The following is a 21,789-nucleotide window of genomic DNA, read 5'->3' as shown; positions in this document are numbered from 1 at the left end:
GTAAAATAGAGGGGAAAATAAGCTAGGAAGGAGTGATTCAAATGACAGAATTTACATATGATGTAGTTATAATCGGAAGTGGTGCTAGTGGAACAACTGTGGCTTTTGAAGCGCAGGCAGCCGGTCTAAAAGTAGCGATTGTGGAAGAGCGTAGTTGGGGCGGTACATGTGTCCTTAGAGGTTGTGATCCCAAAAAAGTGTTAGTTGGAGCAGCAGAAGCAAGAAATCTTTCCACAAGATTACGTGGTAAAGGTATTAAAGAAGCAGCAACAATTAGCTGGACAGATTTAATGGCATTCAAAGAAACCTTTGTAGAAGATGTGCCTGAAAGTCGCTTGGAAAGTTTTCAAGAAGCTGGGATTGAAACGTTTTTTGGACCAGCAAGTTTTCAAAATGAAAATACTTTGCAAGTTGGTAATGATATACTAAATGCTAAAAAAATAGTGATTGCAACTGGTGCAACACCAAATACACTTAAAGTAGAAGGGCAAGAACACATTCAAACGAGTGATGATTTCTTATCACTTGAAAAACTTCCAGATTCGGTTGTTTTTATCGGCGGTGGTTATATTTCTTTTGAATTTGCATCAATCGCGCTGGCGGCAGGGAGAGATGTGCATATAATTCATCATAATAGCGAACCATTAAAGAAATTCGATCCCGATTTTGTAGCCGCCTTAGTTGCTACACTAAAAGAAGAAGGCATTCATTTCCATTTTGATACAGATATTACTAAAATTACTAAAAATAGTGAAAAACTTCATATCGAAGGTAAAAATAGCTTTTCCTTGGAAACCGACTTAATTATCGGAGCAACAGGAAGAACCCCCAATATCGCCCATTTAGCTCTAGAAAAGGCAAACATAGACTATACAAAAAAAGGCATTACAGTAAACGAGAAACTACAAACAACTAACCACGCACATATTTATGCATGTGGTGATGTAGCAGCTACAAAAGGCGCTCCGTTAACACCAGTTGTTAGTATGGAAGCGGCATTAGTAGCAAAAAACATTTTAGGTGGCAACGAAAAAATCGATTATCCTGCAATACCAAGCGTTGTTTTCACTAGTCCAAAACTTGCAAGCATTGGCATAAGTATGGAAGAAGCAACTGCCAATCCAGAAAAATATCAAATTAAAAACCATGATACAACAAAATGGTATACGTACAGAAGAACGAATGAAAAAATCGCTCTCGCAAAAATCATAGAAGACCGCAAAACTGGTCAAATTAAGGGCGCTCACTTCCTTAGTGAAGAGGCCGATTATATGATAAATTATGTTGCTATCCTAATGAAAGCTAACTTAACTTTGGCTGATTTACAGTCTGTCATATTTGCATATCCATCACCTGCAAGTGATTTAACTGCTTTGAACTAGAGCTTAAATATGTTATAGTGAGGGAGAAATTCGCATAAAAGGAGTAAATTAGATGGAAATTTGGATTATTGCCGGAATATGTGCATTCTTAATTTTTATCAGCGGTATTGTTGTTTTATTTTTCCCAGCCAAGCGAAAAATCGGTGCAATTTTAACAAGCGCTGGAATGTTATTATTGGTTGGTTCAATTATTGGCATTATTGTTAGCTTTTCACACTATCAACAAGTTCAAAATGATGTGTTCAATTATTCTTCTAAAGGTACAAGCCAAGCTACTGCAGAAGAAACAAAAACTTATCAAATAAACTATGAAGATTCCGCAGATAATATTAAGAAAAAAATCACCTCTGTCACGGTCGAAAAGAAAGAAACCTATTCAACAGTAGAAGGCAAGTCAGTTCCTGGCAGTATCACATTACAATTAGAAATAACCAACAATGCAGCCAAAACTCTTGAAACCTATCCGAACCAAGGCCAACTTGAAGCAAATAAGATGGATATAAATGGAGGAGACGCTGTTCTATCTGATTTTGAAACCACCGAAATCGAACCTGGTAAAACGGTTAAAGGAACAATCGTTTTTCCAGTAGAAAAATTAGACAAAGTTTCTGATATTACTTGGATTTCTTATAGTTTCCTAAGCTATTTAAAAGATTCTTCGACACCAATTACAACAGAAACAGGTAAAATCGAACTTAAATAAAAAAACAATATCCCGGAGATGGGATATTGTTTTTTTACTTATTCAGCTACATTCATAACTTCTTTTAAATATTCATCATAAGAAATTTCTTTATTATAAAATTGATCTTTTGATAAATTAATAATACGAGTTGCGATAGTTTGTAGTAATTGATGGTCATGCGATGCAAAGATCATAGCGCCTTTGAACGCCTCAAGACCATTATTTAATGCAGTGATTGATTCTAAGTCCAAGTGGTTAGTAGGTTCATCAAGTAAAAGAACATTTGAACCTGAAAGCATCATTTTGGATAACATACAACGAACTTTTTCTCCACCAGATAAGACGCGTACTTTTTTCAGTACTTCATCGCCACTGAATAGCATACGCCCAAGGAAGCCGCGTAAGAATGCTTCACTATCATCTTCAGGAGAGAACTGACGTAACCACTCTACAAGACTCATGTCGTTTTCCTCAAAGAACTCTGAGTTATCTTTAGGGAAATAGCTTTGGCTTGTTGTAATACCCCATTTATAGCTACCTTCATCAGGTTCCATTTCACCAGCAAGGATTTGGAAAAGAACTGTTTTGGCAACTTCATCATCGCCAACTAAAGCAACTTTGTCATTACGATTGATAGAGAAGGAAAGATTATCAAGAATCTTCACGCCATCAATTGTTTTAGACAAGTTTGTTACAGTTAGAAGGTCGTTCCCAACTTCACGGTCCGGTTTGAACTGAATGAAAGGGTAACGACGGCTAGAAGGTTGAATATCTTCCAGCGTGATTTTTTCGAGCATTTTTTTACGACTTGTAGCTTGTTTGGATTTCGATGCATTCGCACTGAAACGAGCAATGAAGTCTTGTAATTCTTTCATTTTTTCTTCTTTTTTCTTGTTACGATCGCCCATCATTGTTTGAGCTAATTGGCTTGATTCATACCAGAAATCATAGTTTCCGACATATAATTTAATTTTGCTGAAATCAAGATCCGCAATGTGCGTACATACTTTATTTAAGAAGTGACGGTCATGGGATACAACAATAACCGTATTATCAAAGTTAATTAAAAATTCTTCCAACCAGTGAATCGCACGAATATCAAGGTGATTGGTAGGCTCATCCAGAAGTAAGATATCTGGTTTACCGAATAAAGCTTGCGCAAGAAGCACTTTCACTTTTTCTCCACCAGTTAAATCTTTCATTAGTTTTCCGTGTAAATCAGTAGGGATACCTAAGCCGTTTAATAAAACAGCGGCATCAGATTCTGCTTCCCAGCCATCTAATTCAGCAAATTCGCCTTCAAGTTCAGCAGCACGGATACCATCTTCATCACTAAAATCTTCTTTCATGTAAATGGCATTTTTTTCGTCCATAATTTTGTATAAACGTTCATGTCCCATTATGACAGTGTTAAGGACCAGTTCATCATCATACTGGAAATGATCTTGGCGAAGGACAGCTAGACGCTCACCTGAACCAATATGCACATTACCACTTTGAGAATCAAGCTCGCCAGAAAGCACTTTTAGGAACGTTGATTTACCAGCACCGTTTGCTCCAATAAGACCATAACAGTTACCTGGTAAAAATTTAATCGAAACATCTTCAAATAGCTTTTTATCGCCGTAGCGTAAGCCAACATTATTTACAGTTAACATTTTCTTCCTCCAATACTAAGTTACTTCTTCTTGAAATCAGAAAAAGCACAATTACTTCTATTTTAACATGGTTAGTGCAGCAAAGAAAGCATACACCCATAAATAAATGTTATAATGTAAAAATAAGGAGGGAAGCTAAATGGATTATCAGCAAACTTTACATAAAAAAGTTGCGCTTTGCCTTAGCTTGCAAGGTGCAAAAGAAACATTCCCGTTTGATTCTAAAATGCACGCTTTAACACTTGGTGGTAAAATATTTGCGCTCATACATATGTATCACGGGGAATTATATGTCAGTGTTAAATGCCAGCCTGAGAGAATTGATTTATTGCGCGATGAATATATGAGTATAAAACCCGGTTATCACTTAAATAAAAAGCATTGGATTACACTTGTGATTAATGAAAAATATGATGTCGAAGCGGAAACAGAATTTGCTTTAATCAAAAATAGTTACCAGCTGATTTTTGACAAACTGCCGAAGAAAGCACAAAATACTGTAAGATTCTCTGCAAATGATTAAGGAAGATAAATAATTCTTTACAAAAAAACATCTCATGCTATAATGATTGTTGTACGATAATTTCATAGACGTTACCACAGGGGGGGCTTCTTAGCTGAGATTGAATCCGCGTGTTTTTGGATTCTGACCCTTTGAACCTGTTCGTTAATACGAGCGTAGGGATTGTGGCGATTGCATTTCTAACAATAGAAACTGCTTTCTTCTGGGGTACGTTTTTGACCAAAAAGAAGAGGGGAGTTTATTTTTTATGCAAAACAAACGATTAATCATTTTACTTGAATGTGCTATCTTTGCAGCAGTTGCAATGGTACTAAGCTTTATCCCGCTAGACATTGGTTCCAGTTTTTCGATTTCACTAGGAATGATTCCAATGTACGTTATTGCAATTCGTCGCGGTTTTTGGGCGGCTGGATTTGCCGGACTTTTATGGGGGTTACTACATTTTTTAACAGGGAAAGCTTATATTTTAATGCCATCTCAAGCAATTATAGAATATATCCTAGCCTTCAGTTTTATTGCTTTCAGTGGCGTATTTAGTAAACAAGTTCGAAGTAATTTAGCTGCTAACCAACTGAAAAAAGCTATTCAATGGGCGTGGGGTACCATGATTATTGGTGGTGTGGCTAGATATTTTTGGCATTATGTAGCTGGAGTTTTATTTTGGGGCGCTTATGCTTTTCAAGGTTGGGGAGCACAGTTATTTTCAGCAGTGATGAACGGAGCTAGCTGCCTCGGTACTGTTGTTGTTTGTGGGATAATTATTTCAATACTACTCAAAACAACGCCAAAATTATTCTTACCTAAATAAAGGAAAGCCCTGTTAGTAAATCTAATAGGGCTTTTTAGTATGTTATAATAGAATAAATACTGTCTTACAGCTTATCTGAGTGCTCATTTTTACGACCAAAAGTTTAGCAGCGATGTTCTTAACGTGCCACAAGTACGAAATCATCTTGTTTAGTAACTTCCGTTTGAATGCTACACTATTTTAAAGCTGTTTTTTTGTATTTAAAAAGTTTAAATCCGTACTAGTTAGGGAAATTAGTTACCGATTGCCAATTTTTTTGGTAGTGGTAAAGAAAAAATGGAGGTGTGTAAGCGTGTTAAAATTCGAACACGTAACGAAGACTTATAAAGGGGGCAAAAAAGCTGTTAATGATCTAACACTTAACATCGATAAAGGAGAATTTGTTTGTTTTATCGGTCCAAGTGGTTGTGGAAAAACGACAACGATGAAGATGATTAACCGGCTTATTGAACCTACAGAAGGCAAAATATTTATAAATGATAAAGACATCATGGCGGAAGATCCCGTCAAACTAAGACGTTCTATTGGTTATGTTATTCAGCAAATTGGCTTGATGCCACATATGACGATTAGAGAGAATATCGTCCTTGTACCAAAATTACTTAAATGGTCCGAAGAGAAAAAACAAGAGCGGGCGAAAGAATTAATTAAATTAGTTGATTTACCAGAAGAATTTTTAGATCGTTATCCTTATGAATTAAGTGGTGGACAGCAACAACGTATCGGTGTTTTGCGAGCGCTTGCAGCAGAACAAAACTTAATTTTGATGGATGAACCTTTTGGAGCACTAGATCCGATTACTCGTGATTCTCTCCAAGAAGAATTCAAAAATTTGCAAAAAGAACTCGGAAAAACTATTATTTTCGTTACCCATGATATGGATGAAGCGATTAAACTAGCAGACCGTATTGTTATTATGAAAGCTGGCGAAATCGTTCAGTTTGATACACCAGATGAAATTTTACGTAACCCAGCAAATTCATTTGTAGAAGATTTTATTGGTAAAGACCGCTTAATTGAAGCAAAACCCGATGTCACCCAAGTAGCACAAATTATGAACACGAATCCAGTTTCTATTACAGCAGATAAGTCACTACAAGCTGCGATTACTGTCATGAAGGAAAAACGTGTAGATACGTTACTTGTTGTTGATGAAGGTAATGTATTAAAAGGCTTTATTGATGTAGAGCAAATTGATTTAAATCGTCGTACAGCAACCTCGGTAATGGATATTATTGAGAAAAATGTTTTTTATGTCTATGAAGATACTTTACTTCGTGATACAGTGCAACGAATCCTAAAACGCGGTTATAAATATATCCCTGTAGTAGATAAAGATAAACGCCTCGTCGGAATTGTTACTCGTGCCAGCTTAGTTGATATCGTTTACGACTCCATTTGGGGCACTGTAGCTGATGTGGCAGAAAATCAGGAGGAACAGGCGGATACCCAAACGACAGAACCAGAAATGAAGCAGGAGGGATAAGCTATGGACGCAATTGTTACATTTTTTCAAGAAAATGGCCATAACTTGCTTGTTCAAACATGGCAACATTTATTTATCTCTCTATCTGCTGTTATTTTAGGTATTGCGGTTGCGGTACCAACAGGGATTTTACTCACACGTTCTCCAAAAGTAGCGAACTTTGTGATTGGTATAGTTAGTGTTCTCCAAACCGTTCCGTCACTTGCCATTTTGGCGTTCATTATTCCGTTTCTTGGAGTTGGTACATTACCAGCGATTATCGCACTGTTTATTTACGCATTGTTACCGATCCTGCGTAATACTTTTATTGGAGTTCGAGGAGTCGATAAAAATTTAATCGAATCTGGTCGTGGTATGGGAATGACAAATTGGCAATTAATCATTAATGTCGAAATCCCTAACTCTATATCAGTAATTATGGCTGGTATTCGTTTATCAGCTGTATACGTTATCGCTTGGGCTACACTTGCTTCATATATTGGAGCTGGGGGACTTGGAGACTTTATTTTTAATGGCTTAAACTTATATCGTCCAGATTTAATTCTCGGCGGAGCAATCCCAGTAACTATTTTAGCTCTTGTAGTAGAATTCGCGCTTGGAAAATTAGAATATCGCCTAACTCCAAAAGCCATCCGTGAAGCTCGGGAAGGGGGAGAATAACATGAAGAAAAAATTTATCGCGTTATTCAGCGTTTTACTACTAACGAGTTCTCTTTTCTTATCTAGCTGCTCCTTACCAGGACTTGGAGGAAGTTCTAAAGATACTATCCGTATCGGCGCAATGGCTACAACCGAATCTCAAATTGTTTCAAATATTTTAAAAGAATTAATTGAACATGATACTGGCTTAAAAGTAGAAATTGTCAACAACCTCGGATCAACTATCGTTCAACACCAAGCGATGTTAAATGGAGATGTGGATATTACTGCTACTAGATACACCGGTACAGATTTAGTTGGTCCACTAGGTGAAGAAGCTATAAAAGATCCGGAAAAAGCCTTAGCAGCTGTAAAAAAAGGATTTGAAGAGCGTTTTCACCAAACATGGTTTGATTCTTATGGTTTTGCTAATACGTATGTGTTTATGGTACGCCAAGATACTGCCAAAAAATACAACTTAACTACAGTTAGCGACATGCGTAAAGTAGAAAATGAGCTTACTGCTGGGGTCGATAATTCTTGGATGGAACGTGAAGGTGACGGTTATAAAGCATTTTCAAAAGCTTATGACATCGAATTCAAGAAAATTTTCCCAATGCAAATCGGCTTAATTTATACCGCACTTAAAAACAACCAAATGGATGTGGCACTTGGTTATTCAACAGACGGCCGTATCCCAACATATAACTTAAAATTACTAAAAGATGATAAAAAATTCTTCCCACCATACGATGCTTCTGCCCTAGCAACAGATGAAATTTTAAAGAAACATCCAGAATTAAAAACTACTATCAATAAATTAAAAGGTAAAATTTCTACAGAAGAGATGCAAAAACTAAATTATGAAGCAGATGGTAAGCTAAAAGAACCATCCATCGTAGCGCAGGAGTTCTTGCAAAAAAATAATTACTTTGAAGGTAAAAACTAAGGAGGTGCCAAAAGATGGACACATTAAAACAATTAATTGATTATTACCAAACAAATGGAAGTTATGTCATGGAAGAGTTCTGGCGGCATTTCTTAATGAGTGCGTACGGAGTTATCTTTGCCGCAATCATAGCGATACCACTTGGAGTATATATTGCAAGAAAAAAACGCTTAGCTGGTTGGGTTATCCAAATTGCCAATATCATTCAAACTATCCCGGCACTTGCAATGTTAGCTGTACTTATGCTAATTATGGGCTTAGGGACGAATACAGTCGTTTTATCTTTATTCCTATACTCTTTACTTCCAATTCTAAAAAATACCTACACAGGCATTAGAAACGTTGATGGAGCGCTTTTAGAATCTGGCAAAGCAATGGGAATGACAAAATGGCAGGTACTACGCCTCATCGAAATGCCACTTGCATTATCTGTTATTATGGCAGGAATTCGAAATGCCCTTGTTATCGCGATTGGCGTTGCAGCCATTGGGACATTTGTTGGAGCAGGTGGTCTCGGTGATATTATTGTCCGTGGAACCAATGCAACTAACGGAACCGCCATTATTTTAGCAGGTGCCATTCCAACAGCAGTCATGGCCATACTAGCCGATGTACTTTTAGGATGGGTTGAACGCACTTTAAATCCAGTAAAGAACAAAAGAAAACCACTGACCGAAGTCCTATAAGAACAATCGAAAAACACAACCTATTAGTTATGTAAAAGGTTGTGTTTTTCATTTGACAAAGAATGTTTCCCGTAGTAAACTTTTTACCATAAACGAAAGAAGGTCAGGGAGCATGAAAAAGGAAAAAACAGAACGTACAAAACAAAGCTGGAGAAAAGCACAGAATGCTCCCAGCTTAAGCGAAGTAAATAATTCAGTAGCAATTCCAAAAAACGCTAAATTCTTCCGAAAACTATTTGCATTTATGGGACCAGGTGCTCTTATTGCAGTTGGCTATGTCGACCCTGGAAACTGGGCAACTTCCATTGCTGGAGGCTCAGAATTTGGTTACACGTTATTATCTGTTATTTTAATTTCCAACATTTTAGCCGTCTTATTGCAATCACTTGCATCAAAATTAGGTATCGTAACAGGGCGTGATTTAGCCCAAGCTTCAAGCGATCACTTTTCTAAACCATTTGGATTTGTACTTTGGATTTTGGCTGAATTAGCGATTATTGCAACAGATATAGCAGAAGTTATTGGTAGTGCGATTGCGCTTAATTTACTATTTGGAATTCCATTAATCTGGGGCGTTTGTATTACAGCATTAGATATTTTTCTTGTATTATTTTTACAACATAAGGGCTTCCGCTACATAGAAGTTATTGTTATTACATTAATGGTTACGATTCTTGTATGTTTTGGGGCGGAAATGGTGATGTCACATCCAGACATGCAAGCAATCGCCAAAGGTTTTATTCCACAATCAGAAATCGTTACAAATCCAGCTATGCTTTATATCGCACTTGGTATTCTTGGAGCGACTGTTATGCCACATAATTTATACTTACATTCATCTATCGTTCAAACAAGACAATATGCGCGAACAAAAGAAGGAAAGAAAGAAGCAATTCGTTTTTCCTTCATTGATTCAACATTTTCCTTAACAATTGCTTTATTAATTAATGCCTCAATTTTAATTTTGGCAGCAGCAGCTTTCTATACTACAGGACAACATAATGTCGCGGGTATTGAAGATGCATACAAATTACTTAATCCAACTCTTGGAAGCAGTATCGCCAGCACTGTTTTTGCAGTAGCTTTACTTGCTTCTGGCCAAAATTCCACTTTAACAGGAACTTTAGCTGGCCAAATCGTTATGGAAGGTTTTCTAAATATCCGTTTAAAACCAGTGGTGCGTCGTTTATTAACGCGTGTACTAGCTATCGTCCCAGCTGTTATTATTACGGCTCTCTACGGGGCAAATGGTATCAATGAACTACTAATTTTTAGTCAAGTTATTCTATCTATGCAATTATCATTTGCTGTAATACCATTAGTTATGTTTACAAGTGATAAACAAAAGATGGGCGAATTCGTTAACCCCACATGGTTAAAAATTATTTCTTGGACTGTTGCTATTTTCATCGCTGTTTTAAATATCTATTTGCTATTTTATACTTTAACATCATTATAAAGCAGGGTAGAAGACAATAATTATATTATGTAAACAATTAAAAATAATTTTCTCATTTCTTTCCCTCGAAATTTTCATCTTTATACTATATAATTGAATTATATAATACTAATGGCGTAGTAAAGGTGTTGATTAACAATGACGGATAAACTATTAAAACAACATAAAAGGCTTTTAGAACAGCAACATAAACTACCGTACACAATTAAACTGGACGGCGAAGTTTTTACAATCATTATTTATACAAAATTAAACAAAGTAGCTGGTGTAACAGTTCTAAACTCACAAGAAGAACCAGCAACAGTAAAACAAGCAGAAGCAGTAGTTAATCGCATTCAAAAGTATAATTTCTATTTTGAATACTTGGGTAAACGAGCTCATGTAATTAAAGAACGCGATAGCATTATTGCTGAAAAGATAGAACAAACACAATTAATTTTAAATGATAATACTATTTTTGGTGGACCAATGCAGCCAACGATTGATGAACTTAATTTAGCGATGGAAGTTTATAAACAACAACAACGCAAATTGGACGTTTATCAAGAAGATATTACTTTACTCAACCAAAAAATTAAAATGCAAGGTGAAATTTTAGAAGAAGATTGGGAATCAGCCGAAAATCTTTCCATTGCGTTTACTAAAGCTGCCTATGCGCAAACTATTTTCTTAGAAGCAACGCGAAAGAATCGGAAACAATTGGCAAAATGGTTCCATCTCCATCAAAAAGAACTACCAACTGAAAAACAAAAAGCATTAGGAAAAATAGTATCTGTTCTAAGTGACACAAATGCTGGACTTGTATTTGATCAAATAATTTCTCTTAGACCGCTTCTTGAAGAAGGTTTAATGCTTGATCATGAGCAATCTTTAACCCAGCGTGCAGCTGAGTTTAATAAAGAGTTCGAGACACATTGTCGTTTCTATAAACCTAATATTAATAAAGTGAAAAACTTAATCAGACAATAAGAAAAAGCTAAGTGGCGTAAAAACCACTTAGCTTTTTCTTATTTAATAATTCCTTGATCTTGAAGATACTCTTTAGCAACCGTATAAGCCGATTTACCATTTACGTTCACTTCATAGTTCATTTTACGCATTTCATCATCTGTAATTTTTCCTGCAAGTTTATCTAGTGGTTTTTTTAGTTCGGGATATTTATCTAATGTTTTCTTCAGCATAAGAGGTGCACCTTGATAAGGAGGGAAGAGTTGTTCATCATCTTCTAGCACTTTTAGCTTGTACTGTGCAAGTTCACTATCAGTTGAATAAGCATCTAACAGGTTAATATCACCAGATTTAATCGCATTATAGCGAAGTTTTGGTTCCATTGTTTTTAAGTTTTGGAAAGTAAGTCCATATTTATCTTGAATTCCTTTATAACCATCTGAACGATCTTTAAACTCTAGAGTAAATCCAGCTTTAACTTGATCAACCACTGGATTTAAATCAGATATTTTCTCTAATTTGTTTGCTTTAGCAAATTCAGGTGAAACAGCAAGCGCATAAGTGTTATTGTATTCCATTGGTTTTAAGTATGTCATATCAAAATCTTTTGCTAAACCATCACGTGCTTGCGTATAAACTTTTTCTGGATCATGCGTTTTTGCGTTTTCTTTTAAGAAAGTTTCTAATACGGTACCTGTAAATTCAGGATAAATATCAATATCACCTGATTTTAAAGCATTAAATACAAAGCTTGTTTTACCCATATTAGGTTTCACATTAACTTTTAAATCTGTCTCATCTTCAATAACTAATTTGTACATATTAATTAAAATTTCTGGTTCTGCGCCTAGTTTACCAGCGATTGTAATTTCTTTTTTATCGGAAGCAAAATAAGGAACGACGATGATTGCGGCAGTGAGTAAAATTCCTGCTGAAATCGTAATAATCGTACTCTTAAAAGAGGCTTTTTCCAGAAAGCGTAGTAGAAAATCAAACAAGATTGCGAGTAATGCTGCTGGAATTGCACCAAGCAGAATTAAACTATTATCGTTACGATCAATACCAAGTAAAATCAAGTCCCCCAGACCACCAGCACCAATTAATGCAGCAAGGGTCGCCGTACCGATAATTAATACCATAGCTGTACGTATACCAGCCATAATTACAGGCATTGCAAGAGGTAGTTGTACTTTATATAATCTTTTCCATTTGTTCATTCCCATTGCGCGTGAAGCTTCGACAAGGGCTGGGTCAACTTCTTTTATCCCAGTATATGTATTCCTTAAAATAGGCAACAGGGCGTAGATTACAAGCGCAATAATTGCTGGAACTATCCCAATACCGACAAGTGGAATTAATAACCCAAGTAGAGCAAGGGAAGGTATTGTTTGAAAAATAGCAGCTACTTGAATAATTGGTTCAGCAAGTCGTTTATGTCTAGTTAAGTAGATACCTAGGGGCAAAGCAATGAGTACAGCAATAAAAAGGGATACGAACGAAATTTGAATGTGTTGTACTAAGGCCGTGAATAGTTCATCTTTACGGACAGCAAATGTATCTAACAATGTATTCATACAAGCTCACCCGAACTTTCAAGATGACGCGCTAAAAATTGCATCACATGTTTATTAGTAATCGTACCGATAAACTGACCGGTTTCATTGTTAACTGGAACCGATTGTTCTTCAGCAATGCGGCGAACTAGATTTTCAACTGGTTCGTTCGAGGAAATTCCCATCGTCCCGTCACTAGCTTGATATGCGTAAAACAAATCAGCCTCTATTAAATCATTTACTGTAAAACTTGCTTCTAAAATCGGTGTATTGAACGCGTGCCCAGAAGCTAAGAAATCTTTAACAAAATCATTTTCAGGATTTTTTACAATTTCTTGTGGAGTAGCGACTTGGACGATTTCGCCATCTTGCATTACACAAATCCGGTCTCCAAGTGCCAGAGCTTCTTGCATATCATGGGTAACAAATACGATTGTTTTCTTGATTTTCTTTTGAAGTGTGGAAATGTCTTGTTGTAGACGTTGGCGTGAAATAGGATCAAGCGCGCTAAAAGGCTCATCCATTAAAATAATTCCTGGATCGGCTGCAAGTGCGCGAACAACACCAACACGCTGCTGCTCTCCGCCAGATAATTCAGCAGGCTTACGATGGCGATAGCTTTCTGCATCTAAACCCACACTATCAAGTAATTCGGTAATTCGATCATGGATTTTTTCTTTACTCCATTTCTTTAACTCTGGAACAATAGCGATATTTTCTTCAATTGTCATGTGAGGAAACAGTGCTATTTGCTGTAAAACATAGCCAATATCCCAGCGGAGTTCATGAATATCGTAATCACTAATGCGCTTTTCATTAATATAAATGGTTCCAGTTGTAAGTGGAATCAAGCGATTAATCATTTTTAATGTTGTTGTTTTCCCGCAACCACTAGGTCCGATGAAAACAAAGAACTCGCCATCTTTTATGTCCAAAGTAACATTATTCACTGCTGTCTTATCATCGCTGTACTTTTTGGATACATTATCAAAACGAATCATTTTTTCATCCCTTTCTTTATTTAATCGAATATATGTTCTATATCATATCATTTCTGATTTTAATTCTCAAGAACATATCATCCAATTACCCTAAATTATTACTATATATTCCTATTTTAATAAAAAACTATGGATTTCTTTGTAAAAGTTAGGTTCCATGATAAAATAAAGGAAGTGAATTTTCTAAATTACATCAATGAAAGGTTTGAAATAAATAATGAACAACTTGCAAGCACAATTTCCTCATATAGCTATTAAATTAAATGAACCCTTATCTAAATATACGTATACGAAAACAGGTGGAAATGCGGATATTTTTGTTTTGCCAAAAACAATAGAAGAAACTCAGGAAATCGTTACTTATTGTCATCAAAACAAATTACCGCTTACCATTCTTGGTAATGGCTCTAATTTAATTATAAAAGACGGTGGTATTCGTGGAGTAGTTCTGCACTTAGACTTACTTCAATCCATTGAAAGAAAAAATACACAAATTATCGCGATGAGTGGGGCTAAGTTAATTGATACAGCAAAATTTGCATTAGACGAAAGTTTGAGTGGACTTGAATTCGCTTGTGGCATCCCTGGATCAATTGGCGGCGCATTACATATGAATGCAGGTGCTTATGGAGGCGAAATTAGCGATGTTCTTGAAGCGGCAACTGTTTTAACACAGTCGGGGGAATTAAAAAAATTAAAGCGTTCTGAGCTAAAAGCAGCTTATCGTTTTAGTACGATTGCTGAAAAAAACTATATTGTATTAGACGCAACCTTTGCACTTGAATTAGGAGACAGAAATATTATCCAAACAAAAATGGACGAACTTACTGCTTTAAGAGAGTCAAAACAACCTTTAGAATATCCATCTTGCGGAAGTGTATTTAAACGTCCACCAGGCCATTTTGCTGGCAAACTAATTCAAGATAGTGGCTTACAAGGCCATATTATTGGTGGCGCCCAAGTTTCCCTAAAACATGCTGGTTTTATTGTCAATATTGGTGGTGCGACAGCTACTGATTATATGAATTTAATTGCTCATGTACAACAAACTGTACGTGAAAAATTTGATGTAGAATTAGAAACAGAAGTTAAAATTATTGGTGAAGACAAATAGTTATATTTAAGTAGGAGGTCATACATTTTTGAAAGAGTTTAGTTTATTTTTACAGAATCGAAGCGTACGACGTGTTGGCGTATTTCTTCTAATTGCTTTCGTACTTTATTTACTCAGAAGCCAAATGAATATTATTTTATTAACATTTATTTTTTCATATCTTATCACTCGTCTAGAAAATTTTATTTTAAGACGAATTTCAATATATCGACAAATTATTGTATTGTTGCTTTATGTTTTAATTGCTGGTGTTATCGTATTTGTTTTCGTGAAGTATATCCCTGTTTTAGCAGATCAAATAAATCAATTAGTGAAATTTGGTAATAGCTTCTTAAAAACAGATAGTAATAATGATTTTATTAACTACATTGTTAGTTTAGCAAATCAATTTGATATTATGAAATACACAGAACAAGGCGTTTCAATGATTCTAACTTATTTGACCAACGTTGGGACAGTGTTGATGAATGTATTTATCGCACTGATGCTAAGTTTGTTTTTCTCATTAGGAAAAGATCATTTGATTTCATTTACTAATCAATTTTCCACCAGTAAAATAGGGTTTATTTACGAAGAAGTAAAATTCTTTGGTTCCAAGTTTGTAGCTACTTTTGGGAAAGTAATTGAAGCTCAATTTATCATCGCTCTTGTTAATGCTATTCTCACGACGATTGCGCTATGGATTTTAGGTTTCCCGCAGCTAATGACGCTATCAATTATGGTTTTCTTACTAGGCTTGATTCCTGTAGCAGGAGTAATCATTTCCCTTGTTCCTTTAACCATTATTGGATATTCTATTGGGGGCATAGAATATATTTTCTACATTTTAATAGTAGTTATTATTATTCATGCACTTGAATCTTATGTACTTAATCCAAAACTTATGTCGGCAAAAACAAATTTACCAGTTTTTTATACTTTCATTATTCTTATTTTCGGAGAGCATTTCTTTGGAATTTGGGGATTAATTGTTGGTATTCCAGTTGTAATGTTCTTCTTGGATGTCCTAGGTGTCACAAATCAAGAAGAAATTAACCAACCAAAAGATACAATCAGTCATACGTAATTCACACGGGGGTTCTTCCAGATTAGCTGGAAAACCCCTGTTTTTTAAAGGGGGAAAGCATAATGGAACAACATCTTTTTGTGATTTCATTAGATGCGCTAGGAGCACTTGATTTAAAGGATACGTCTGAGTTACCAGTTTTACGAGAATTAATTCAGACAGGGACACATATTCAAGAAGTAGAAACGATTTATCCATCACTTACATATCCAGCACATACGAGTATTATTACTGGTCATTATCCGACAACTCACGGTATTATTAATAACACAAAAATTCAACCCGAGAAAGATTCTCCAGATTGGTTTTGGTATAAAAAAGCGATTCAAGTTCCTACTTTATATGATTTAGCAAAAGAAAAAGGAATGACAACCGCAGCATTTTTATGGCCAGTTGCAGCAAAAAGTAATATTGATTATAATATTGCTGAAATTTTCCCAAATCGCTTTTGGTTAACGCAAATGATGGTGTCGCTTCATGCTAGTTCATCTTTATTTTTAATCGATATGGACCGGAAATTTGGACATTTACGAAAAGGGATAAATCAACCAGAGCTTGATATATTTTTGACAGCAAGTGTTGTAGATACAATAAAAACAAAAAAACCGACCTTACTTTTAACACATTTAGTAGATATGGATAGCATGCGCCATGCCCACGGAGTTCATTCAACAGAAGCAAAAGCTGCTTTAAAAAGACATGACAACCGTTTAGCTGAAATTATTCAAGCCACGAAAGATGCTGGTATTTATGAAAATACAGTTTTCGCTATTTTAGGTGATCATTATCAAATAAATGTAACGCACGCAATCCGCTTAAATGTTCTCTTTGCTGAAAAAGGCTGGCTAACAGTGGTAGATGGCAAGATTACAGACTGGAAAGTATATGCCAAAAGCTGTGATGGTTCTTGTTATATTTATACGAAAAATGAAAAACATAACCAAGAAATCGAGTTTTTACTACAAAGCATCAACGAAATAGAAGAAATTTTGTCAACGAAGGAATTAACACGTCGAGGCGCTGACAGCCAGGCTACTTTTATGGTAGAGGGGAAGAGTGGTTACTACTTTATGGATGACATAGATGGTCCACTTTACGAAAAAGTGACTGAGGAGACGCTTGGAAAACCAGGTTATTACAAGGCGGTTCACGGCTATTCTCCAAGTAAACCGGATTATAAAACAACAATTATTTTTAACGGACCTGGCATTAAAAAAGGCGAAAAAATTGCCAGTGCACATTTAGTTGATGAAGCTCCAACATTTGCCCGAATTTTAGGCTTACAATTTCCAAATACTGCTGGTACTGTAATAGAAGCGCTATTCGAATAGAAAAGAGGGGAAATACATTTGGCATACACAAAAGAGGAAAAAAGCTGGATTTTTCAAGATTGGGCGAATTCTGCCTATTCTATTATGATTACAACTGCCATTTTGCCGATTTATTTTAAAGGGGTGGCAGCCAATGCAGGAATTGCTGATACGACTTCAACTGCTTACTGGGGTTATGCAAATTCGATTGGTACTTTACTTATCTCATTACTTGCACCAATACTTGGTACGATAGCTGATTATCAATTTTTTAAGAAACGGTTTTTCGGCATTTTTACAGCAATAGGGATTGCTTTTACTTTCTTACTTATTTTTATTCCTACTGATGCTTGGCTTTTGTTACTTGGATTTTATGTGTTATCATTAATCGGTTTTTCGGGGGCAAATATTTTTTATGATGCATTTTTAATTGATGTAACAACGAATAATCGAATGGATAAAGTGTCATCTGCCGGATATGCGTATGGTTATTTAGGAAGTTGTATCCCTTTTATTATCTTTATTATTTTCCAAGCGACTGGTATATTGCCGATTAGCGATGTCGCACTTGTCAATATTGGTTTTGTTATGACGGCGCTTTGGTGGCTATTTTTCACGATTCCTATGTGGAAAAATGTGCATCAAATCCATTATATTCCTGCAGTGAAAAAACCAGTCACAACAAGTTTTAAAAGGTTATTTCATACAGTAAGTCATATTAGTGAACATAAAAATATTGTTATCTTTTTAATTGCCTATTTCTTCTACATAGATGGGGTGGATACGATTTTCCGGATGGCGACTTCTTACGGAATTGACTTAGGAATTTCGCAAACGACATTGATTTTAATTCTCTTAATGACGCAACTCGTGGCCTTTCCGTTTACATTGTTATACGGCTACTTAGCTAAACGTTTTAGTGCCAAACCGCTTATTTTTACTGCAATTTTTGTTTATATTATCATTTGTATTTACGCGGTATTCATGAAAACAGCGCTTGATTTTTGGATTTTAGCGATGTTAGTTGGAACTTCGCAAGGTGGTATTCAAGCGTTAAGCAGATCATTTTTCGGGAAAATTATTCCTAAAAAACGTTCTAATGAATTTTACGGTTTTTATAATATTTTTGGTAAATTTTCAGCAATTATGGGGCCGGCACTGATGGGTGTAATCACACAAATAACCGGGAAAACACAGTACGGGGTAGCTAGCTTAATTGTTCTTTTCCTTGTTGGTGGCATTTTATTTTTATTTGTAAAAGAGAAAAACTTAGAAAATCTTTAAATCCTTTTAAGAAAGTCCTTATTTTCAAGTGTTAAGCTAGATGTACGATTTGAAAAGGAGGACACCAGGATGAAAAAATACTTCATAATTCTTGTTTTACCAATCATTTCTTTAATTGTCGCAGTAACTATGTATTTTTCCTGGTTCCAAGGATGGCTTTATTTTTATTTAAAGCACGTAATGGCAACAGTAAGCCATATGGGCTACATTACGGTTAGCATAACGGCGATTTTACTTTATTTTGTCGCAGTTCAATTAGTAAACTGGAAAATAAATAAAGCATTACTTGTATTTTGCTATTTAATCTATTTCAGTATTCTTGTTTGCTTACTATTCGGAAAAGCTTCCGATACTCAAGGATTTTCGAGTGATACTTTTGGTTTTATTGACACATTCTTGGCAGGGAATTTACGTGTTATTATTGTAGGAAATGTACTCGCTTTTGTTCCAATTGGTTTTTTATTAAAGAAATTAGGATTTTTTACTGCATTACTATCAGCAGGAATGTTGATTTTCGCAGTAGAAGGGATGCAGTATATAATGCATGTGGGGTTCTTTGATACTGGAGATGTATTCTTAAATGTTAGTGGTATTATGCTAGGATACATTCTTATCCGTTTTTTGTCCCCAAGAAAATTTAAACGATTCAAAGTAAAACCGACTAGCTAAATGAGCCTAGTCGGTTTTTTGATAGTTATTTTTTTATATATTGACGTTTATGATCTTGAATTCCTGTTAAAATAATTGCCGCTGGATCGCTAGCAGGATCAATTTTAAGAGTAGTACCATCTTTTGGTAATTGTTCTTTGAATTTAGTTTCATAGTCTGGAATAGATAGCTTCGTACGGTTAGCTAGTAATTCAGCGTGCGCTTCTTTATGAATATATTTTTTATAGTCTGGTTGAAGCTCCCCATGGAAAAACTCTCCAACAGCTCCAGATCCGTAACTAAAGAAGCCAATTTTATCATCTGCTTGTAGATTCGCTTGATTTTCCAGCAAGGAGATAAAGCTTAAATATAACGAACCAGTATAAATATTACCAATATTACGGCTGTATAGTGTACTTAAACGATAATTCTCTAATAATCTTTCTTGTACATCACTTGGAGCCGTTTCAATAATTGTATCTAATGCCTTTTTGCCCATTTTTGTGTATGGTAAATGAAAACAAATGGCCGCAAAATCATCTAGTTTCTTACCAAATTTCTCTGAATATTTATTCCAAATCGTTTGGAAAAAGTGAATATATTGTTCTGTCGAATATTTACCTTCTACACAAGCGTATTCAGAATACACAGGACGCCAGAAATCCATAATATCTTCTGTATAGAATATGTTATCATCTAAGAGCGTAATACAGCGCGGATTAGCTGAAATAACCATTGCAACTGCTCCAGCACCTTGTGTTGCTTCTCCACCAGTTTCAAGGCCATAACGTGCAATATCAGAGCCAATCACAAGTACTTTACTATCAGGATGTTTTGCAACATAATCTTTCGCTAGATTAATGCCCGCAGTGGCACCGTAACAAGCTTCTTTAATCTCAATAGCACGAGAGAAAGGTTGAATTCCTAGTAAACGGTGAATATAAACCGCACCAGCTTTTGACTCATCAATTCCAGATTCAGTTGCTAAAATAACCAAATCAATTTTTTCTAAATCTTTTTCATCTAAAATTTGTAAAGCCGCATTTGCACCCATTGTGACAGAATCTTGGGTGATAGGGGCAAAAGCCATTTTATCTTGGCCAATTCCAATAGTAAATTTATTTGGATCAATGTTTCTAGCTTCAGCAAGTTCAGTCATATCAACATAAAACGCAGGAGTATAAAAACCTATTTTATCAATTCCAATTTTCATATGTTCGTCTCAAGTCCTTTATATTTTATTTGTAAGTACTTCAATTTTAGTGGAAAAATGCACAAAATACAATACATTGGGCTTAATCTAGTGAGTTTTTAGCAAGTTTCATGATATAATACGGATAGATTACATTTAAAGGAGATTGCTATGAAAGAAGTAGTTATAATAGATGCCGTTCGAACACCAATTGGAAAATTTGGTGGTAGTTTGAAAGATGTTAATGCAGTAGACCTTGGCGCTACCGCTCTACAAGGTGTTTTAAAAAGAGCTAACATTGCTCCAGAACGTGTGGATCAAGTTATTTTTGGTAATGTTTTACAAGCAGGCCTCGGTCAAAATGTAGCTAGACAAGTCGCTATTAAAGCCGGGATTCCTTATAAAGTACCAGGTGTGACAATTAATGAAGTTTGTGGCTCTGGTTTAAAAGCTATTATGCTTGGTAGACAAGCAATTCAACTAGGAGAGGCTGAGATTGTAGCAGTAGGAGGGACCGAAAATATGTCCCAAGCGCCGTTACTACTTAACCCGGAACTAGCTGGTGAAGAAATTAACCCGAAAGATTTAAAAAATAGCATGCTTGTTGACGGACTTACAGATGTTTACGGGGAACACCATATGGGAATTACTGCAGAAAATGTGGCAGATAAATATTCCGTTTCAAGAGAAGAGCAAGATAAGTTTGCCCATAATTCGCAAATGAAAGCTGCTCGTGCGCAAGAAAAAAACCTTTTTGAAGAGGAAATAGTTCCTGTTCAACTTCCAGATGGTTCATTTTTCGAAGCTGATGAAACAATTCGCGCTAACTCTACTTTAGAAAAACTTGCTACGCTTAAGAGTGCTTTTCAAGAAGGTGGAACTGTTACTGCAGGCAATGCTTCTGGTATCAATGACGGGGCTTCTGCAATCATTTTAATGTCCAAAGAAAAAGCTGTGGCAGAAAACATCCCTTATTTAGCAACAATTAAAGTAACTTCAGAAGTCGGGGTTGATCCAGCTTATATGGGTTATGCCCCGTACTATGCAGTTAATGAAGCGCTAGAAAAAGCTGGCTACTCAATAGCTGATATTGATTTATTCCATTTAAATGAAGCTTTTGCATCTCAATCAGTTGCAGTTGCAAGAGATTTAAAAATACCTGAAGAGAAACTTAATATTTATGGTGGAGCAATAGCGTTAGGCCATCCAATCGGTGCTTCAGGAGCTCGCATTGTTGTTTCATTGTTAAATGAGTTAAAACACGAAAATAAACATACAGGTGTAGCTTCCTTATGTATTGGTGGCGGTATCGGTATTGCAATTATTATTGAAAGAGTATAAGTAGTATCATTTAATATTCATAAAAAGCTAAAATCAATCAACAACTGATTTTAGCTT

General features: G+C 35.6%; 20 protein-coding genes and 1 riboswitch. Of the genes, 16 read left to right on the top strand and 4 right to left on the bottom strand.

Going from position 1 to position 21,789, the window contains the following annotated elements:
- Positions 1 to 41 precede the first annotated feature (41 nt).
- Complete coding sequence (locus HCB38_RS06065) at positions 42 to 1,382, top strand: dihydrolipoyl dehydrogenase family protein (protein WP_185618967.1); 1,341 nt, start codon at positions 42 to 44, stop codon at positions 1,380 to 1,382.
- A gap of 52 nt (positions 1,383 to 1,434) precedes the next feature.
- Positions 1,435 to 2,085 (top strand): hypothetical protein, encoded by a 651-nt coding sequence (locus HCB38_RS06060; protein ID WP_003762252.1) that lies wholly within the window; start codon positions 1,435 to 1,437, stop codon positions 2,083 to 2,085.
- Between the two features lie 38 nt (positions 2,086 to 2,123).
- On the opposite strand, the gene HCB38_RS06055 is transcribed toward HCB38_RS06060, so the two are convergent.
- A complete protein-coding gene (locus HCB38_RS06055) occupies positions 2,124 to 3,725 on the bottom strand; it encodes an ABC-F family ATP-binding cassette domain-containing protein (RefSeq protein ID WP_003771831.1) in 1,602 nt (533 codons plus the stop codon).
- A 139-nt stretch (positions 3,726 to 3,864) separates the two neighbouring features.
- On the opposite strand from HCB38_RS06055, the gene HCB38_RS06050 reads away from it, so the two are divergent.
- The 8 genes from HCB38_RS06050 (at position 3,865) to HCB38_RS06015 (ending at position 11,244) form a co-directional block, all read left to right on the top strand.
- A complete protein-coding gene (locus HCB38_RS06050; protein ID WP_185607754.1) occupies positions 3,865 to 4,248 on the top strand; it encodes an MmcQ/YjbR family DNA-binding protein in 384 nt (127 codons plus the stop codon).
- Positions 4,249 to 4,317: 69 nt separating this feature from the next.
- Positions 4,318 to 4,428: riboswitch (TPP riboswitch) on the top strand.
- 67 nt (positions 4,429 to 4,495) lie between these two features.
- Positions 4,496 to 5,056, top strand: coding sequence for an energy-coupled thiamine transporter ThiT (gene thiT, locus HCB38_RS06045; protein ID WP_185637834.1), 561 nt, complete (start codon positions 4,496 to 4,498; stop codon positions 5,054 to 5,056).
- A 292-nt stretch (positions 5,057 to 5,348) separates the two neighbouring features.
- Positions 5,349 to 6,542 carry a betaine/proline/choline family ABC transporter ATP-binding protein gene (locus tag HCB38_RS06040; RefSeq protein WP_185618972.1) on the top strand — a complete coding sequence of 398 codons (1,194 nt, stop codon included), beginning with the start codon at positions 5,349 to 5,351 and terminating at the stop codon, positions 6,540 to 6,542.
- 3 nt (positions 6,543 to 6,545) lie between these two features.
- Positions 6,546 to 7,202: an ABC transporter permease gene (locus tag HCB38_RS06035; protein ID WP_185318771.1), complete on the top strand. Its 657-nt coding sequence runs from the start codon at positions 6,546 to 6,548 to the stop codon at positions 7,200 to 7,202.
- A gap of 1 nt (position 7,203) precedes the next feature.
- Entirely contained in the window at positions 7,204 to 8,130 is a 927-nt protein-coding gene (locus HCB38_RS06030; RefSeq protein WP_160465745.1) for an osmoprotectant ABC transporter substrate-binding protein, read from the top strand.
- 14 nt (positions 8,131 to 8,144) lie between these two features.
- Positions 8,145 to 8,816: an ABC transporter permease gene (locus tag HCB38_RS06025; protein ID WP_185318770.1), complete on the top strand. Its 672-nt coding sequence runs from the start codon at positions 8,145 to 8,147 to the stop codon at positions 8,814 to 8,816.
- Between the two features lie 112 nt (positions 8,817 to 8,928).
- Entirely contained in the window at positions 8,929 to 10,275 is a 1,347-nt protein-coding gene (locus HCB38_RS06020) for an Nramp family divalent metal transporter (RefSeq protein WP_185637832.1), read from the top strand.
- Positions 10,276 to 10,413: 138 nt separating this feature from the next.
- Positions 10,414 to 11,244, top strand: coding sequence for a hypothetical protein (locus tag HCB38_RS06015; RefSeq protein ID WP_185318768.1), 831 nt, complete (start codon positions 10,414 to 10,416; stop codon positions 11,242 to 11,244).
- Positions 11,245 to 11,282: 38 nt separating this feature from the next.
- On the opposite strand, the gene HCB38_RS06010 is transcribed toward HCB38_RS06015, so the two are convergent.
- Together HCB38_RS06010 and HCB38_RS06005 are read right to left on the bottom strand one after the other, a co-directional pair.
- Positions 11,283 to 12,797, bottom strand: a complete 1,515-nt coding sequence (locus tag HCB38_RS06010; protein ID WP_185318767.1) for an ABC transporter permease/substrate-binding protein — start codon at positions 12,795 to 12,797, stop codon at positions 11,283 to 11,285.
- Positions 12,794 to 13,777, bottom strand: coding sequence for an ABC transporter ATP-binding protein (locus HCB38_RS06005; protein ID WP_185637830.1), 984 nt, complete (start codon positions 13,775 to 13,777; stop codon positions 12,794 to 12,796). The genes HCB38_RS06010 and HCB38_RS06005 overlap by 4 nt, the downstream gene beginning before the upstream one ends.
- 217 nt (positions 13,778 to 13,994) lie before the next feature.
- Between HCB38_RS06005 and murB the strand changes: the two genes are divergently transcribed.
- From murB to HCB38_RS05980, 5 genes are all read left to right on the top strand, one after another.
- Positions 13,995 to 14,891: a UDP-N-acetylmuramate dehydrogenase gene (gene murB, locus HCB38_RS06000; RefSeq protein ID WP_185318765.1), complete on the top strand. Its 897-nt coding sequence runs from the start codon at positions 13,995 to 13,997 to the stop codon at positions 14,889 to 14,891.
- 28 nt (positions 14,892 to 14,919) lie between these two features.
- Entirely contained in the window at positions 14,920 to 15,957 is a 1,038-nt protein-coding gene (locus HCB38_RS05995; protein ID WP_185318764.1) for an AI-2E family transporter, read from the top strand.
- Positions 15,958 to 16,019: 62 nt separating this feature from the next.
- On the top strand, positions 16,020 to 17,288 hold the full coding sequence (locus HCB38_RS05990; RefSeq protein WP_185607750.1) for an alkaline phosphatase family protein: 1,269 nt from the start codon (positions 16,020 to 16,022) through the stop codon (positions 17,286 to 17,288).
- Positions 17,289 to 17,306: 18 nt separating this feature from the next.
- Positions 17,307 to 18,551 carry an MFS transporter gene (locus HCB38_RS05985; protein ID WP_185637828.1) on the top strand — a complete coding sequence of 415 codons (1,245 nt, stop codon included), beginning with the start codon at positions 17,307 to 17,309 and terminating at the stop codon, positions 18,549 to 18,551.
- Positions 18,552 to 18,620: 69 nt separating this feature from the next.
- Positions 18,621 to 19,220 carry a VanZ family protein gene (locus tag HCB38_RS05980; protein WP_185609034.1) on the top strand — a complete coding sequence of 200 codons (600 nt, stop codon included), beginning with the start codon at positions 18,621 to 18,623 and terminating at the stop codon, positions 19,218 to 19,220.
- 25 nt (positions 19,221 to 19,245) lie between these two features.
- Here HCB38_RS05980 and HCB38_RS05975 read toward each other — a convergent pair whose 3' ends face one another.
- Positions 19,246 to 20,412: a hydroxymethylglutaryl-CoA synthase gene (locus HCB38_RS05975; protein WP_185607749.1), complete on the bottom strand. Its 1,167-nt coding sequence runs from the start codon at positions 20,410 to 20,412 to the stop codon at positions 19,246 to 19,248.
- 150 nt (positions 20,413 to 20,562) lie between these two features.
- Here HCB38_RS05975 and HCB38_RS05970 point away from each other — a divergent pair, with 150 nt between their 5' ends.
- On the top strand, positions 20,563 to 21,732 hold the full coding sequence (locus HCB38_RS05970) for a thiolase family protein (RefSeq protein WP_185607748.1): 1,170 nt from the start codon (positions 20,563 to 20,565) through the stop codon (positions 21,730 to 21,732).
- The last annotated feature ends 57 nt before the right edge of the window (positions 21,733 to 21,789 follow it).

Origin of the sequence: Listeria farberi (assembly GCF_014229295.1) — a bacterium.
GTDB classification, from domain to species: Bacteria; Bacillota; Bacilli; order Lactobacillales; family Listeriaceae; genus Listeria; species Listeria farberi.
Note: the sequence above shows the minus strand (reverse complement) of the source record. Positions and strands in the feature narration are given on the sequence as shown.